Below are 14810 nucleotides of genomic sequence, written 5' to 3' on the forward strand. Positions count from 1 at the left end.
TGTTCTACGTTGCCGTATCCAGATGAAAGGCTTCCGTGTACGCCTCCACCGGATATCCCTTTGCCTTCCACGCCGGCAGTCCACCCTTCAACAGGCTCACGCGCGTGAAGTTCAGCGCCCGCGCCTTCCCCAGCACCATCTGGCACGTCTCATCGTCGCCGCCGGTGCAATAGATCACTGAGTTCTGATCACGCGAAAAATTCGCCGTCTGATCCGCGATATCCTTCGGCGCGATCCTCGTCGCTCCCGGGATTATCTCCGGATGCGCCAGAAAATCCAGCGGCTGGCGCACGTCGTACAGCAGAACCTGCTTCGAGTTCACCAGCATATACAGCGCTTCAGGCTCAATACTCTTTGCCCTCACCTCGCGCTTTGCGAGCAACCGCCGCACAATCCAACCCATCACCAAAACCAAAACTACCGTGCCAACGATCACAATCGCGCTCATCTCAAATTAGATGTACGCCATCAACAGCCAGTTGTCACGCGGCTATCTCCATCCGACCAACGGGAGGACCAAAGCCGATCACCAACCGAGAAAAGGTACACGCGTCACGAAGTGACCGCCCCACGCGCAGTGGGCCCGTCCGGCAGGACAACGTCTTTTAGAAAAGTCTTTCAGAAAAGAGGTCGTCTAGGCTTCGCAATCAAAGGCGTATTCAAAAGCCTGATCAAAGGAGCCGCAACCTTGAACCGCTCCACCACATCCTTCAGCAACCCCGGCGAAGTGGCGCGCTCAACAGACAACGTAGCCGACAACCCCCACTGCTTACACATCACCAGATCGATCGCCGGATCATCCGCAGCAAACCCCTTCGGCGGCCGCGTCAGCGACAGCGTATCAGTCTCCTGCATCAGCGACCGCAGCTTCTTCCCCGCCATGATCTTGCGAAACTCCAGATGATGATCCACCAGGTATCGTCGAATCGCCAGCAGCTGCTCCCTCTCCGGCATATAAACCCCGGCCGCAATCAGCACATCCGTCGAACTCACCTGCAGATAAAACCCACCACCCGAGGTCTTCTGCAGCCCATCCCTCGCCCACCAAGCCGAGACATGGTGCTTGTAAGGCCGCTTGTCCTTGCTGAAGCGAATGTCCCGATAGATCCGCATCAGAATCTTGTTCGCAGGCCGCAGATGCTCCGGCGAAAACTCTGCCATCGCCTCATTCACCTCACCGATCAGCGCCAGCATCGGCTCCTTCAACTGCTTCTCGTAAACGTCCTTCCGCTCTCCAAACCACTCACGGTCGTTGTTCTTCTTCAGCCCCCGCAAAAACTTCAAAGCCTCATTCGAAAACTGTGTCGCCATCCTTCAATCGTACCTTCGCAATCCGCTCCTCCCAAAGCCGCCCAACTCCTCCGCTCTTCTAGTCCCTTGCGGCCATTTCGACCGAACCCCGACCGGAGTCGAAGGGGAAGCCGAGACACTCACCTCTCCCCGAACCCAACGACCCAAAAACACAAAAATAAAGTCAGGAAAGTTGGCGTATTTTTCTCACATCCAAACCACGCTGTTTAAACACCACGGTTACCACGCAATTCACCACGATCCCACCAGCAAAACACCACGTTCTGCGCACTGTTTTTCGCAAAAACCCCCGAAAAACACCACAACTCACCACGTCAACTTTTTTCTCCCGCTAACATGGAAAAATCCAGGTGAACGACTCCGACTCCAAATCCGCCCCCATCTTCGAAGACACCATCGTAGCCATCTCCACGCCCCCCGGCCGCGGCGGAATCGGCATCGTCCGTCTCTCCGGACCCGCGTCCCGCGCCATCGCCGAACCCCTCCTCAAACTCCGCCATCCCCTGGCCCCGGCCCAGGCCCGCTTCGCCGAAATCCTTGATTCCACAGGCGAAAATCCCACCCAAACCCTCGACGAAGCTGTAGTCACCTACTTCCAATTCCCCCACTCCTACACCTCCGAAGACATCGTGGAGATCGCCGCTCACGGCTCCCCCGTCCTCCTTGATCACCTCCTCCGCCAATGCGTCGCCAACGGGGCCCGCCTCGCAGAACCCGGCGAATTCACCCAACGAGCCTTCCTCTCCGGCCGCCTTGACCTCACCCAGGCCGAAGCAGTCCGAGACCTCATCGAATCCACCACGCTCCATCAGGCCCGCATCGCCGCTCAGCAACTCGGGGGCTCTCTCTCCCGCCACATAACCCCAATAAAACAACAACTTATAAGCCTTATTGCAGCGCTAGAAGCCGGAATCGACTTCGCCGAGGACGACATCGACTTCCTCCCGAACTCCCAAATCAGCACTCAAATCGCAGCGATCCAAGCTCCCCTCATAGCACTCGAGAAGTCTTTTTCCTACGGCCACATCGTCCGCGACGGCTTCACAATGGCCATAGTAGGCCGCCCCAACGTTGGTAAATCCTCTCTTTTCAATCGTCTCATCCAACGCGACCGCGCTATCGTCACTGCGACACCCGGCACAACCCGCGACTTGGTCACCGAACGGCTGTCGCTCGAAGGCATCCCCTTTGAACTGATCGACACCGCCGGTCTTCGCCAAGCGACCGACGAGGCCGAATCAATCGGCATCGCGAAGACCCGTGAAGCCATGTCAGAAGCCGATGTCGTGCTGCTCGTTTTGGACGCCACTGCGCCACACCAAGACGACAATGCCACGGTAGCCGCTCTTTCCGGCCGCCCCTTCCTCATTGTTATCAACAAGCAAGACCTCGCCCATCCGGAGTCGCGAAGTTGGGAGCAGTCTCCTCAAACTGTCAAAACGTCCGCTCTCACTGGATCGGGCATTCTCGAGTTGCGCCGCGCAATTCTGTCATATATCGCCAGGGAGGTTCCAGATATGGAATCCGCAGTCTTGACGAACCAACGGCAACAGCGCTCAGTATCGGACGCGACAACAGCTCTCCATCGGGCGCATCAGGCTGCATCCGCGAACATCCCCCACGAAATGATTCTTCTTGATCTCTACGAAGGGCTGCGCGCTCTCGACGCTTTCAGCGGCTCCACAACGAGCGATGACATTCTCCACCTCATCTTCAGCAAGTTCTGCATCGGCAAATAAAAGTGGTTCTTAGGCGCTCCGAGCAAATCCGTAACATCCGAATTACTGTAATGTATACAGTACTTTAGTGACCAAACGCGTCCAGGGGAATCCTCAGTGAGCCGTTCTCTAACTTGTCCACGACGCTGTACACTGAGCTCATGTTGCTATCAAAATCGGGTTCCGTGGACAATCTGAGGCACGGATGCCTCTAACCGAACTCCAAATTAAGGCCCTCAAGCCCCAAGCAATTCGCTATGCCGTAAGCGATGGTAGGGGCCTCGCTCTTGAGGTGATGCCGACGGGCGCAGCTTCCTGGCGATACAGATATCAGTTCAAGGGGAAGACTGAGAAGGTTTCGTTGGGCCAATACCCCCTTGTGAGTCTGAAGGCTGCGCGATCGAAACGCGACGAGCTTGCGAAAGCAGTTCATGAAGGCGTGTCCCCGGCAAAGCAAAAGCAGCTGGAGAAGTTCGCATTAGCTAACTCGACCTCCGTCTTCGACTTCAGTGAGCGTTATTTCAGAGAGGTGATCGAGAGAGATCGAAAGGACACTAAGCAGCTTCGGCGCTATCTCGAAAAAGAGATTTACCCCGCGTTCGGCACTTGGGCATTGAGGGACGTCACAGCTCAAGACGTGCAGCGACTCGTATTCAAGAAACGCGATAACGGATTCGAGTCAGCCGCCGCCCAGCTTCGCAACCTACTCAAGCGCATCTTCGATTACGCAATTGTCTGTGGGATCGTCACCGCCAACCCCACACATGCTACCCCCATGCGCTTCATAACACGAGCTCGCCCCAGGACGCGCTCGTTGTCTCCGGATGAACTGAAGATCTATCTTCAAGTTCTCTATCGCAGCAACATCCGTCGGCAGTTCAAACTGACGCTCCACATCATTCTCCTAACGTTGGTTCGTAAATCTGAGCTACTACAGGCGAGGTGGATCAACGTAAATCTTGAAGCTGGAGAATGGTTGATACCTGAGGCACAGTCGAAGACAGGCAAACCGCACACTGTATATCTCTCAACTCAAGTCAGCGAGATGTTCAAGGAGTTGCAGCAACTCGCTGGCGACTCCGAGCTGGTCCTCCCTGGGCGAGGAAGCCTAACCAGACCGTTCGCTGCAAATGCCTTGAATCAAGCGATGGGAGCGATGAGCTTTCCAATTGCTCCTTTTACAATTCACGATTTGAGGCGCACCGGATCGACAATTCTGCACGAACAGGGATTCTCTTCTGACGTGGTCGAGAAAGCGCTAAATCACACGATTGGCGGGGTGCGCGGCGTGTACAACAGGGCCGAGTATGCCGATCAGCGCAAGATGATGCTCCAATCCTGGGCCGATTACATATCGAGCCTCCATGGCCAACTTTACATATGAAAGGTCTCAGCTTATGAGCAATATTGTTACAGAAGCGAGCGAAGCGGAAGACAGCGGAGAATCGTTTTCGCCGTTTGAACACCACGGAATTTACGATCGTATTCACCGATATAGCTATCTGCCTGATCCGTATCCGATCCTGCCGAATTTTGGAGTTTTATATCTGAGTGTGCCCCGTGCAGCCGCACTTATTGCTAACTATTTGGCCACGACACATCCAAACTCCGAACGTGAAGATAAGGCCGAACTCCGATCAGAGCTAACGGCTCAAGTGCAGGCTCGTATGTTGCAAGAAGTCACCAGTGGTCGCTTGACATCCGTCACGACGATCGCAGATGCCGGCAACGTCACCGCCCAAAGAGATGAACAGACGCCGGCCGCAAATATCTATATCTTTTATGGAGATCTGATGAAATGGCTTGCCCTCATTGGATTCGACAAACGACTACTGTTTGAGAGCAAGGTTTTCGATGACTATGAGGATTTAGAGATCGCTCTCGCGAAACAGATCGAGCGTCTCATTTTAGAGAGACGTGAACTCGAAGGATACTCAGACAGCGAGTTGAGACCGCTAAAGAGGCAGGAATATCCTTTGTGTTTCTACGACGACGAAGGGCCCGATTTGGAAAGGGTCCTACTCCCTATAGTCTCTGAAAACCGTGATCTCAAGCGGCGCATCGCGGAAGCCCAGTCGCTACGACAGAAGCGCCTGCATGCAAAGGAGGAGGCATCGATTTTAGTCGTTCTCGCCGCACTACTTGAAGAGAGGGGTTATGAGGATTGGAACAATGGGCTAGTTTCCAAAGTTGCGAAGAAGGCCGAGGGACTGCACGAGACGGTGACTGTAAACACTGTCCGCACGATGCTTGGAAAAGCTATTGAACTCATCAAGAAATCAAGTTGATCCCGCAATCTTAGTCTCACCTACGTCAATTGACATGTTGCCTATGTCAATTGAGAGATGTTTGAACTGATCTGATGCAATGTGGAATTAACACATCCATCGAGGTTCACACATGTCCAACAAAATTCTTAGACTTCCAGCGGTAAAGGCCAAGACTGGCCTTTCCCGTAGCACCATTTATGCGCGCGTTGCACAAGGCACATTTCCGGCAGCGCTAATTCTTGGTCCCAACACCGTCGGCTGGCTTGAGGCAGATGTTGAAGCTTGGATCGAGAAACAGATAGCGGCTACCCGCCGTTTGCAAGGGCGGGTAGCATGATCCGAATCGTTGTTGCCAATCAGCGTGGCGGTTCAGCCAAATCTACGACGACCGCGACGCTGGCCCGCTGCTTTGCCGACCGAGGGTTGCGAGTTCTAGTGATCGATGCCGATCCACAAGGGTCCCTTGCCGTGATCCTCGGGCTAAATCCTCCAGCTTTTCTTAATGATCTCCTGATAGAGAAGCTCGCGATCCGCGAGTGCGTCGTTAGCGCCAGGCCCGGACTCGACATCATCTGCGGCAACCGTTTCACCACGGACGCAGAGACCAAGACGATGGGACTACCGGGAAGTGAGTTTCTGTTCCGGCATCTCCTTGCCGACTACGAACGCGGTTACGATGCCGTCCTTATCGACGTAGCGCCCTCGATCAGCCTCTTCCAAACGTGTGCGATGGTCTACACACAGAACGTTTTGGTTCCGGTCGATATGGACATTCTGAGCGTTCAAGGCGCAACATCCACCATTCACGCCTGCGAGACCTTGAACCGCATGCTGGAACGTGGCCTTAACATTCGACCGCTTGGGATGCTGCCCGTGAAATTGAATCGTAGGCTGGCAGTGACTGAGATGGTGCTTACTACTCTGGCATCTATTTCGGAGCGGCGCGACATCCCGATCTATGGACCTATCCGTACTGATCAGTCTGTCGTAAAGGCGGCTGCCGATCGCCAGTTCATCGCTGACTACGACCCAAAATCCAAAGCACTGGAAGACTACGAGCAGTTGGCGAGCGAACTCATTTGTCGCTTTGGAAAAACGGAGGCAGTTCCGATCAATGTCAAAACAGCGTGAACGAGTCAAAAAGATATTGGATTGGGAGGAGTTGGAAAAAGCCCCAAATACACATGGAGCTTTTTCATTTCTCAAATCTGCGGCCGAGATTGTAAGTATTCGCAAGAATGATGTTCTCCCCGAAATCGCTGATAGGCAAATCAACGCTTCATCCAACGACAAAACGACCACAGTGGTCCCAGCAACCCCTGTGGCTGCTCAACCTCTAAAGGTGACGAGAAGTAGGCCTTACAAAGTACATCGCTGCACTCTCGTGCAGCATGGACAGTCACTCGGTGAAACAACGCTCTACCAAGCTCTTTGGACGCATGGAAAAGTGGAGACAGCCGAGACCAGAGCCATCACAACTGGATGGAGAACTATGAAAAGGCTTTGCGGAATGACGGACAAGAACTGTAAACGCAATACGGCTTCCCTCATCGCGAAGCTCGCCATCGAAGAGATTGGGAAAGAGAACGTCCATTTTAGGACCGGACGCACCTATCGCGTTTACTCCTTCACTAAAACGCTAGAGAGGCGTAAGGCAGCGGGTATGGAGTGGGCCGTTTGGGACAAAGGCCGGCGCTTCGTCCAAAGTGATGGGTCACCACTGGAGCTTAACTTTTACGCCGGTGACAAAACGACCACAGTGGTCGCTCCAATCCCAGTTGAGACGGCCACTGTGGACATATCGACCCCAGGGACTGTGGTCAAAATAACCCCAGGGACTGTGGTCAAAACGACCCCAGTATTAGGAAGTACTTTAGGAAGAGAAAAGAAGAATGAATCGTCGTCGTCGACGAGTGACCTTGTCTTGATACTCGACGCGCTGGGGGAAGAATCCTATGTGGTCGACGAACAGGCAGCGCTCCAAATTCTTTACTCCTGCCGGAACGTCTGTCCTGATGCGACTGCCAACGAAATTGTCAGCATCATTCGCGAGAAGGGTGCAGTCATGCAATCGCGACGTAACGTTCGGAATCCGACCGGTTTCCTTCTGACCAGCGTTCTTTCGGTTTTCGATGGGGAGGGTATCAAGAGTTTCCGTCGACGTCAGGCTTCGGCTGCCGCTCGCGTAGAACAGCGCAACCAAGAAGAAAGCCGCAAACAGAGGGAGATGTACGAGTGGCTTTTATCTGAACGGGATCGGCTGACATTGTTGATCCAGAATCCCGACACGTTGCCGAAGCGACATGATGACGCACGACGAGGATTAGCAGAGGTGCAGTCGGCATTGAGTTCCTATGCCGAAGATGAAGCTTGAAACCTTTACTCATTACTAAATGGTAACTACCGAACCCGGCTGGAAATGGGCACCGTCACATATAACACGTTTAGATTCAGCATGATAGTCCAATTCACTTTTTGCGCACTCTAGTGTTTTCAATGACTTACATTTTTCCAGTCGGGTTCGGTAGTTCGGCCCCGCCAAAACAGAAATCAAAAAAGGAGATCTACTGTGCGGTGGCCATTTCAAAGTAAAAAAGAAACAGATATACGGATTTTTCGCGATCCCAAGACCGATGACATTACCTTGCGTCTCGTCGGCCCAGTTTGTCTCCCGAGCTCGGAAAATCCCATCCTCAAGTTAACAGTCACCCTAGACGCGAAGCTCGACGCAGATGGGATTAAGCGGCTGTCCGAACAACTCTCCCACTTCACAAACAATCCGAGAGAACTTGAGTCAGCGGAATGACCGCCAAGCTAGGTCACCAATCCGCCACCGATCAACCACGCACGAAGTGGGAGCGTGAAGCGATACCTATGAGACGGGGAAAGTTCCAGGAAACCGGACCCGATGCCATGCCTGGTATTCGATCTTGGAAGTCCAGCAAGGAACTGAGGTCGAGGTTCCATCGGAATGGTCGGTCACACAGATACCTTCGTGCCATAAATGAGCCTCCTCAAATGGAGGTGGATCCAGACGATCACGTATCGCGAGATGGAGTTGAGTCAGAAGTTCGATACGCGCTCGCTGTTCTTCTGAATACGACCGCAAGTCGGAAAGAGCCAACGCAGAGTCGTCATGCTTCGCCATGAAATTTCTTCCTTTTTCTCCGCTGAAAGCGGCATGCGGATTTCTGCATACTTCACAGTTTACGGTCCGCCAACTCACGGCTGGTACGTAAGTTTTGGAGCGCAGCGGATCACTCTAACATCGCCATCGAGAGGCGATTAACACTGTAAGCCAGAGCACACGTCCCCGCTTGCGCGGTTCCGTGATCTGGCTCAGGGGCTAGGGTTTCACCCTCCCCTGAGAACCCCAACCCGAAAGGCAAAGACCGATGGCGGTGATCCGCAATCGTGGTAAAAATGCGCGGAATGTCAGCCGGAAGATCTGGCTGAGCCCGGCTGAGGCCGAGCAGATCAGAGACGCCGCCGGCGACGTGCCGGTCGCTACTTGGCTGCGCGATCTTGCCTTGGGCCAGCCCTCCAAGCCACGCAGATTGCAGCGGCAAGAGACCGCCACGCGTACCCCAAAGTTCGCGGGCGCCATCCAGCCGTTGGCGGTCGCCGTGGCTCGCGTCGGCAACAACCTAAACCAGATTGCACGCGCAGTGAACCGGGACCTGAAGTCGCGCAAGCCATTGGACGCCGTTCTAATCGCCAATCAGCTCGCTCATCTCCGTCATGAGATGCGGGACGAACTGCAAACTGTGAGCAGCCAGTTTCTGAGGGAGGTCAATCGTGCTGGCAAGGATATTTAAGCACGGCGCGGGCTCCGGGTACGGGGCGCTTGCCTACTTGCTGTCGGACAAGGATCACACGGGCGCTCTGCGGGAGAATCCGCCAGAGGTGTTGCGCGGCGATCCCGAGGCGGCGGCGGAGCTGATCGATTCGCTGGGATTTGCCCAGAGGTACACGTCAGGCGTTTTGAGCTTCACCAAGGACGATGCGGTTAGGCTCGAAGCTCGCCCGGATGCCCACCGTGAGTTGATCGACAGTTTCGAGCGCGATTTTCTGGTTCCCGGCATAGACCCAGACCGGCTCGCCACGGTTTGGGTCCAACATCGGGATCACGGACGAACGGAGCTGCATTTCATCATCGCCAATGTAGACCTTGAGACTCAGAAGCGGTTTCCGGCCTACTTCGACCGGGCCGACCGGACTCGGCTCGCCACTTGGCAGGACTTCCAGAACCTGAGTCGCGGACTGGACGACCCCCGCGCCCCGGAGCGCCAGAGGGCCGTCAGCCGCGATCTCAAATTGCCGATGGAGAAAGCAGCGCTCGCAGAGGTTTTGGAAAAACTCATTGCGCAGAAGTGCGTGAGCGGGGAGCTGGAGGACCGCAATGCCATCGTGCAGTTCATTGAGTCGAAGAACCTAAAGGTTGGACGACAGGGCAAGGACTACATAACCGTCATTTGTGGGGAAGAGAAGAACGACCGGTTTCGCCTGAAAGGGGCCATGTTCCATGAAGATTTCCGACCTGACCGCACAGTTACAGCAGGAGTCGAACGAGACAACGGAGGAGATCAAGCGGATCGAGCGCGACGTACTGAGCAGGTTCGAATCCGACTTGAAACGGCAATGCAGTTCCGCCGCGACTACCTTGAAAAGCGCTTTGAACGTGTCCCGGATCGAGCTGGTGACCGACATCGAGACATACAAGGCCTCCCTGAAGTACGCGATCTCGGCGGACTCGAAAGAGCTGACGGACCAGTTAGCATCCTTGAAAAAGGACGTAGCGAAGTGGACGCCAAAGCTCACTCTAGCGGTGAAGCTGGGAATCTTCTTGCCGATCGTTTTGACCCTGGCAGCTTGCAGCCTTATGGTCATCGCGACATGGTTGTGGATGCCAAGGGAGCTCTGGAACGTTCGCACCTCACACCAGACAATGCAGAACGGCAAGAGCTATCTGGTGATCGACGATCCAACCTGGAGCAACTGCAATTTGGCGGACGCTCCGAAGAAAGCCTCAATCGTTCGGCCATGCAAGACCATCGAGACCACCAATCCGAACCAGTAGAGGAGCACAATGAGCAAACCGACGAACGAGCTAGACGCCTTACTCATGGGATCCTTGCAGCAGTTGAGCGAGGATTTTCAGCAGCGCGAGATGCGTTTGACAGAGCAGCAGAGGAGCTGCATCGACTCCTTCAACAAACAGTCGGACGCGCTCACGCAGCAGCACGAAGCAACCGCGAAGCGATTGGACGAGCTGACGCAGCACTACAAGGACACCCAGACGCTCATGCAGCGAGTCGTGAGGCAGTTGAACGCTTTGAGCGAAAAGCTCAAGTGACTATTAGCAAGCGACTGGATCGCGGCAGGTGAAGCGGTTGGGGACTGTGACACACTTATAGTCCTTCTATGCCTTCCCGATCTCGAATGTCTCCCACTAGGGGTCTCATTGCTATGCAGCTTGGCCGGATCTCTTCGGAAGCTCATATGACCGGTGCGTGTACTCTGTGCGATTGGGCCGATCATAGTCTCTCCTGACTCTATATGCGCGACTTTTATGAAAGCGTGACTGTGTGAGGTTCACACTCTCAAATAGTGGGCAGCGTCTCGAGTTCCCGACGTCGGGATTTTGGATTTCTATCGTAGAGCTCGGTTGTCCCGTGGCCGCACGGTGAAGATCGAGGGCGGGAAGTGGCGGCGGCCCGGCGAGGACCAATTTCTATCCCCAAATCAACACAGTCATGACTCCAGTAGGCCAAGTTTCCGGGCCCATGCGTTGGGAAACCGGATGGTAAGACGAGCCGGCCCATTCCCTGACAGCTCAACCGAGCTTGCCGCATCGAAGGAAAAGCCCTCGATCTCGAGATATACGTTCTCCTCATCAAAGACGTCCTGATAAAGATGCACTTGCTGCCCCGTGGCTTGGTCCCGCTCGTACTTCAAACTTGTTTTTGTGCTCATGACAATCTTCCTTCCTCAAACACCGCGCTGGCGATTTCCCTCCGTCGGAATTTGGTTTCTTACGCATGATAATGTTCCGTTTTAGTTTGGATGGCTTGCGCGTTCTGGCGGGCTGAGGTGTCCGAATAGGATCTTTGACCTTTGTTATTACCTGTACTACAAGTCACAAAGAGACTCTATTGCGACGCTATTTCGCTGGCTCTCGGACGTATGATTGGGCTATACCCCAAAACGACACCCTTTCAACGATACTGGCTCCCAAGGACTGTGCTCTTCTTGTCTTGCCGAAGATCATCCTGGTTTCGCAGCTCACTTCTTCTTTTCAGGCGGAGATGACCACTGCCCGATCGGCTGGACTCGAGCTGGGACACTGTCAGTGCCTTTGTTAGCCCTATCAATGGTTTTCGTTGGCTTAGCGGGCGTTGGCTGGGGCTTCTTGTGCTCGGTCATTTGTCTCCTCGTTTTCTTCCGGTAACCATACTAACGACATATCAAATTCCTGCTCAACCAAAGCTTGCAGGCGTTGTACTTTCCTCTTCCTTGGCGGAGGTTCCTTCTTCTGAAGAGAATTCTCGGCCATCCGACATGCGAGGTACTTCTTTTCGAGCTGAGTGGAAAACTGCTGATCATAGGCCATGTCGTCTACGATGCACTTCAGATCATGGTTCAGCTCCCGGTAATGAGTTGTAAGCTCTGTATAAAGGGCAATCTGCTTGTCTAATCGAAGAACTGGCTTCAGTAATGCGGCCAGGCCTGCGCATAAGGTCAAGTAAAACCATGCTTGGCCTTGAAAAGGCTCATTCGAGTGTCGTAGAAAGGCGATCGGCGATGCTGCTCCCGTGAGGGCAACAATGACGTCATGGCCTCGTATTGCGAAAGTCCAGTTCCTGAGCGATTCCTCGTAATAAAGGACATTGAGCCGCGAAGTTCGGAGGAGGTTGTACACCTGCAGTGATCGTTCTCGCTTATTCACCTTAGATCCTCCTGCGGGCAACATCCGGGAAAGGGTGACCTACCCTCAACGTTATTCAAATCTTCTTACCGCTTCTTGGCGACTTCCCTGATACCACGAATGCTGGTCTCGCCAGTGGCTTTGCGCATAGTGCCGACGGTCGCTTGAGGCGAGAAATTTGGTATAGGAATGGGCAGGTTCTTGTTTACGGCATCACTGCGTTTTTGATCTATTCGACCATCCTGGTTCCTATGACGATTGTCAAGGCCTGGCTCTTTCATGGTGGTGTTCCTCCGTAGAGTTAGAAAGCGTTCGATTGATATGAGCTCAGATCCTTAAGCTTTGATTGTCAGTCGGAGCTGAGGGCGGAGAGGAACAAGAATGTTGGCGTACGCACGTACTACGCGGTCATACAGATTCTTGACCTGCGGAGCCTTGACGCTAACGATGAAGGCGTATGGAATTGGCTCCGCATTTTCCGCAGCCTGCCCGGATTCACGATTGTGATAGTAGATATCGAACCCAGGCTCTTTCAATGACGAACCCAAGCAACGTATGGTATTCCGCAGGCAGGGCTCCCACTTGTGGCCGTTTTCACGGAACACGTACTCAGGGGCATTGTAAAGATGCGCGGATGAGAAGAAGGTTCGTGTTTTCGGATGAGCTGGTCGTTTTCCGTTTATCGGCTTCCCGTACTTGTCTACGTGAGGACGGTATGCAACTTCTAACCCGCTTCTTGTGTACGCACCCGGATGCTCCGGATCGACTGTAGGAGCGATGACAAGAGTTCCTGTAATCCAAACTTTTCCAGGAAGAACGGCGTTTGGGAGAGGAATAGGGGCACGTAAATGTGAGCCGACGGGCAGAAGGCCCTGATAAACGACTAGTGTCTCGTCATCGTCACAGGTGATCAAACTGTTTGGGTTTTCCTCGAATCGCCCCCATCCGACTTCGGTGCGTTCATGTGCCGCTGGTTGAGCGCGGTGAATCAACAAAGCACGTATCGACAGAGGAAGGAGGCTCTCTGCCAATTGTGCTCGCACAGAAACGGCTCCTCGTAAGGCTAAAGGAGCAGCAAAGCTGGTTCCTGTCGTCCTTTTTGCCTGGAGATCAGCTGTCAAGGCGAGGAATGGAGCTTCCGCGGATCCGCCAAAGGCGACGCCGTCCGGTTTAATAAGTCCTGGCGAGCGCCCAGGCCCCATGGAACTGTAGTCTGCACGAGACCATTTTGTTGATCTCGATGTCGCGGCTCCTACGGACAGCACGTTGACGGCATCAGCGGGAGGCTGGATGCGATGAAGCCCAAGATCTTGCTGTAGATTCCCGTCATTGCCGGCCGCAACAGTAGCGACGACGTTGCCATGCGCGAACCGCTGGTCGAGTTCAGCAGTCCACGATGTCACCTCGTAATCGTCGACTGCAAGACTTGGCCCCAAGCTGAAGTTTATGAACGGATATGTTCTGCCGGATTGATCGAGAACGCTAAGAATGCGGTCTAACGCGTCGAGGTAGTCAAGGTCCTGGTTAGCGCCTGTACGCACATCGATCACGCGAACATGATCGACGGTACACATGGGGACAGGAAGTGGCTGCTGAGATTCCAATGGACCGAAAAGGAGGGCTGCTGTAACCGCTAGGCCGTGCTCTTCTGCGCTTGGGACTGCGGGGCCAATGCCGGCCGGTTCGATGTAATTTACCCATGGCGCCAACGCCGTTCGCGCCGCCAAAGGTAACCCACCATCAAATATGGCAGCGCGAAAGCTGTCATGCAAAGGCCCCTGACTAGGGAGTGGGAAGATTTCTCCGCTTGCCATTCGAAGCACGTTTCCGGGGTTCATAGGCCTCATCGTTGGCATTGCTCGCGCCACTCTGAGAAACGTAAATTCTGCTAATTCTCTTACGCTTCCAGTTTGAATTCTGACCGGGAGAAACGTTAGGCCCCCGACATCTCGGCGACGCGAAGTCAACACCTCGGCCTCTTGCAAGAGCGCGTACGCCAGAAATGCCTCCACAACACCCTTTCGATGGCCGTTGTGAAGGACAACCTCCAAAGTGATCATCCTCTGCTCGTCGGGTATGCTCTTGAGCTTACTCACGGGGTCCAAAGCCGCGAAGTCCTCGATATGTGCAAGAGTTGGTCCCGCAAAGCTCCCGGGTGATTTCGAGAGAATCTGCCGTTCCCAGTTTTGAAACGACTGTCGCGTTCCAGCTACGAAGATCTCCTCCGTAAGAGCCTTCTGTGGAGGATCTTTGATTCCCCATTTTTCTGGACTGATGAGTCGTGAACGGCTTCCGAGTGACTCCAGCCCGACTGCTCTTAGGATGCCTTCTGGGAAATCACTTTTTGAGGTGTAGCGTGGATGCATCGTTACAACCCCGACGACGTTGCCGTTAGGAGTAGCGGCATCGGGGATCGCGGCGAATGAACGTGCGGCTGTGTTCAGGCGAGTGGAGATGCGGGCGCGAGCGGTTTCGAGCGTATACGGCGGTTCTTTGGGACCACCACCTGAGGGTACGTCAACGACTGTAGTAAGCTTTTCGCCTTGACCTAATAGAAAATTCTCTTCACGTGCCATATCGTCT

At 54.2% G+C, this 14810-nt stretch carries 13 protein-coding genes; 8 read left to right on the top strand and 5 right to left on the bottom strand.

Translation table 11 applies throughout. The annotated features are described in order from the left end of the window. Positions 1 to 4: 4 nt before the first annotated feature. Together RBB77_RS03005 and RBB77_RS03010 are read right to left on the bottom strand one after the other, a co-directional pair. On the bottom strand, positions 5 to 448 hold the full coding sequence (locus RBB77_RS03005; RefSeq protein WP_353064701.1) for a rhodanese-like domain-containing protein: 444 nt from the start codon (positions 446 to 448) through the stop codon (positions 5 to 7). A 170-nt stretch (positions 449 to 618) separates the two neighbouring features. Next, entirely contained in the window at positions 619 to 1311 is a 693-nt protein-coding gene (locus RBB77_RS03010) for a DUF2461 domain-containing protein (RefSeq protein ID WP_353064702.1), read from the bottom strand. 350 nt (positions 1312 to 1661) lie between these two features. Between RBB77_RS03010 and mnmE the strand changes: the two genes are divergently transcribed. The 8 genes from mnmE (at position 1662) to RBB77_RS03050 (ending at position 10687) form a co-directional block, all read left to right on the top strand. Next, a complete protein-coding gene (gene mnmE / locus RBB77_RS03015) occupies positions 1662 to 3050 on the top strand; it encodes a tRNA uridine-5-carboxymethylaminomethyl(34) synthesis GTPase MnmE (RefSeq protein WP_353064703.1) in 1389 nt (462 codons plus the stop codon). A gap of 184 nt (positions 3051 to 3234) precedes the next feature. Further along, positions 3235 to 4413 carry a tyrosine-type recombinase/integrase gene (locus tag RBB77_RS03020; RefSeq protein WP_353064704.1) on the top strand — a complete coding sequence of 393 codons (1179 nt, stop codon included), beginning with the start codon at positions 3235 to 3237 and terminating at the stop codon, positions 4411 to 4413. A 13-nt stretch (positions 4414 to 4426) separates the two neighbouring features. Further along, the gene (locus RBB77_RS03025; protein WP_353064705.1) at positions 4427 to 5317 is read left to right on the top strand and encodes a hypothetical protein; all 891 of its coding nucleotides are present in this window, start codon (positions 4427 to 4429) and stop codon (positions 5315 to 5317) included. A gap of 112 nt (positions 5318 to 5429) precedes the next feature. After that, positions 5430 to 5636 carry a helix-turn-helix transcriptional regulator gene (locus tag RBB77_RS03030; RefSeq protein ID WP_353064706.1) on the top strand — a complete coding sequence of 69 codons (207 nt, stop codon included), beginning with the start codon at positions 5430 to 5432 and terminating at the stop codon, positions 5634 to 5636. Then, positions 5633 to 6430 (top strand): ParA family protein, encoded by a 798-nt coding sequence (locus tag RBB77_RS03035; protein WP_353064707.1) that lies wholly within the window; start codon positions 5633 to 5635, stop codon positions 6428 to 6430. Before RBB77_RS03030 ends, RBB77_RS03035 begins: the two co-directional genes overlap by 4 nt. Further along, on the top strand, positions 6414 to 7673 hold the full coding sequence (locus tag RBB77_RS03040) for a hypothetical protein (protein WP_353064708.1): 1260 nt from the start codon (positions 6414 to 6416) through the stop codon (positions 7671 to 7673). Before RBB77_RS03035 ends, RBB77_RS03040 begins: the two co-directional genes overlap by 17 nt. 1021 nt (positions 7674 to 8694) lie before the next feature. After that, the gene (mobC, locus tag RBB77_RS03045; protein WP_353064709.1) at positions 8695 to 9117 is read left to right on the top strand and encodes a plasmid mobilization relaxosome protein MobC; all 423 of its coding nucleotides are present in this window, start codon (positions 8695 to 8697) and stop codon (positions 9115 to 9117) included. Beyond that, positions 9098 to 10687: a relaxase/mobilization nuclease domain-containing protein gene (locus RBB77_RS03050; protein WP_353064710.1), complete on the top strand. Its 1590-nt coding sequence runs from the start codon at positions 9098 to 9100 to the stop codon at positions 10685 to 10687. The genes mobC and RBB77_RS03050 overlap by 20 nt, the downstream gene beginning before the upstream one ends. 366 nt (positions 10688 to 11053) lie before the next feature. On the opposite strand, the gene RBB77_RS03055 is transcribed toward RBB77_RS03050, so the two are convergent. From RBB77_RS03055 to RBB77_RS03065, 3 genes are all read right to left on the bottom strand, one after another. Next, positions 11054 to 11275, bottom strand: a complete 222-nt coding sequence (locus RBB77_RS03055; RefSeq protein WP_353064711.1) for a hypothetical protein — start codon at positions 11273 to 11275, stop codon at positions 11054 to 11056. Between the two features lie 412 nt (positions 11276 to 11687). Then, complete coding sequence (locus RBB77_RS03060) at positions 11688 to 12248, bottom strand: hypothetical protein (RefSeq protein ID WP_353064712.1); 561 nt, start codon at positions 12246 to 12248, stop codon at positions 11688 to 11690. A gap of 314 nt (positions 12249 to 12562) precedes the next feature. Continuing rightward, a complete protein-coding gene (locus RBB77_RS03065; protein ID WP_353064713.1) occupies positions 12563 to 14803 on the bottom strand; it encodes a S8 family peptidase in 2241 nt (746 codons plus the stop codon). Positions 14804 to 14810: the final 7 nt, after the last annotated feature.

Origin of the sequence: Tunturibacter psychrotolerans (genome assembly GCF_040359615.1) — a bacterium.
In the GTDB taxonomy this organism is placed as follows: domain Bacteria; phylum Acidobacteriota; class Terriglobia; order Terriglobales; family Acidobacteriaceae; genus Edaphobacter; species Edaphobacter psychrotolerans.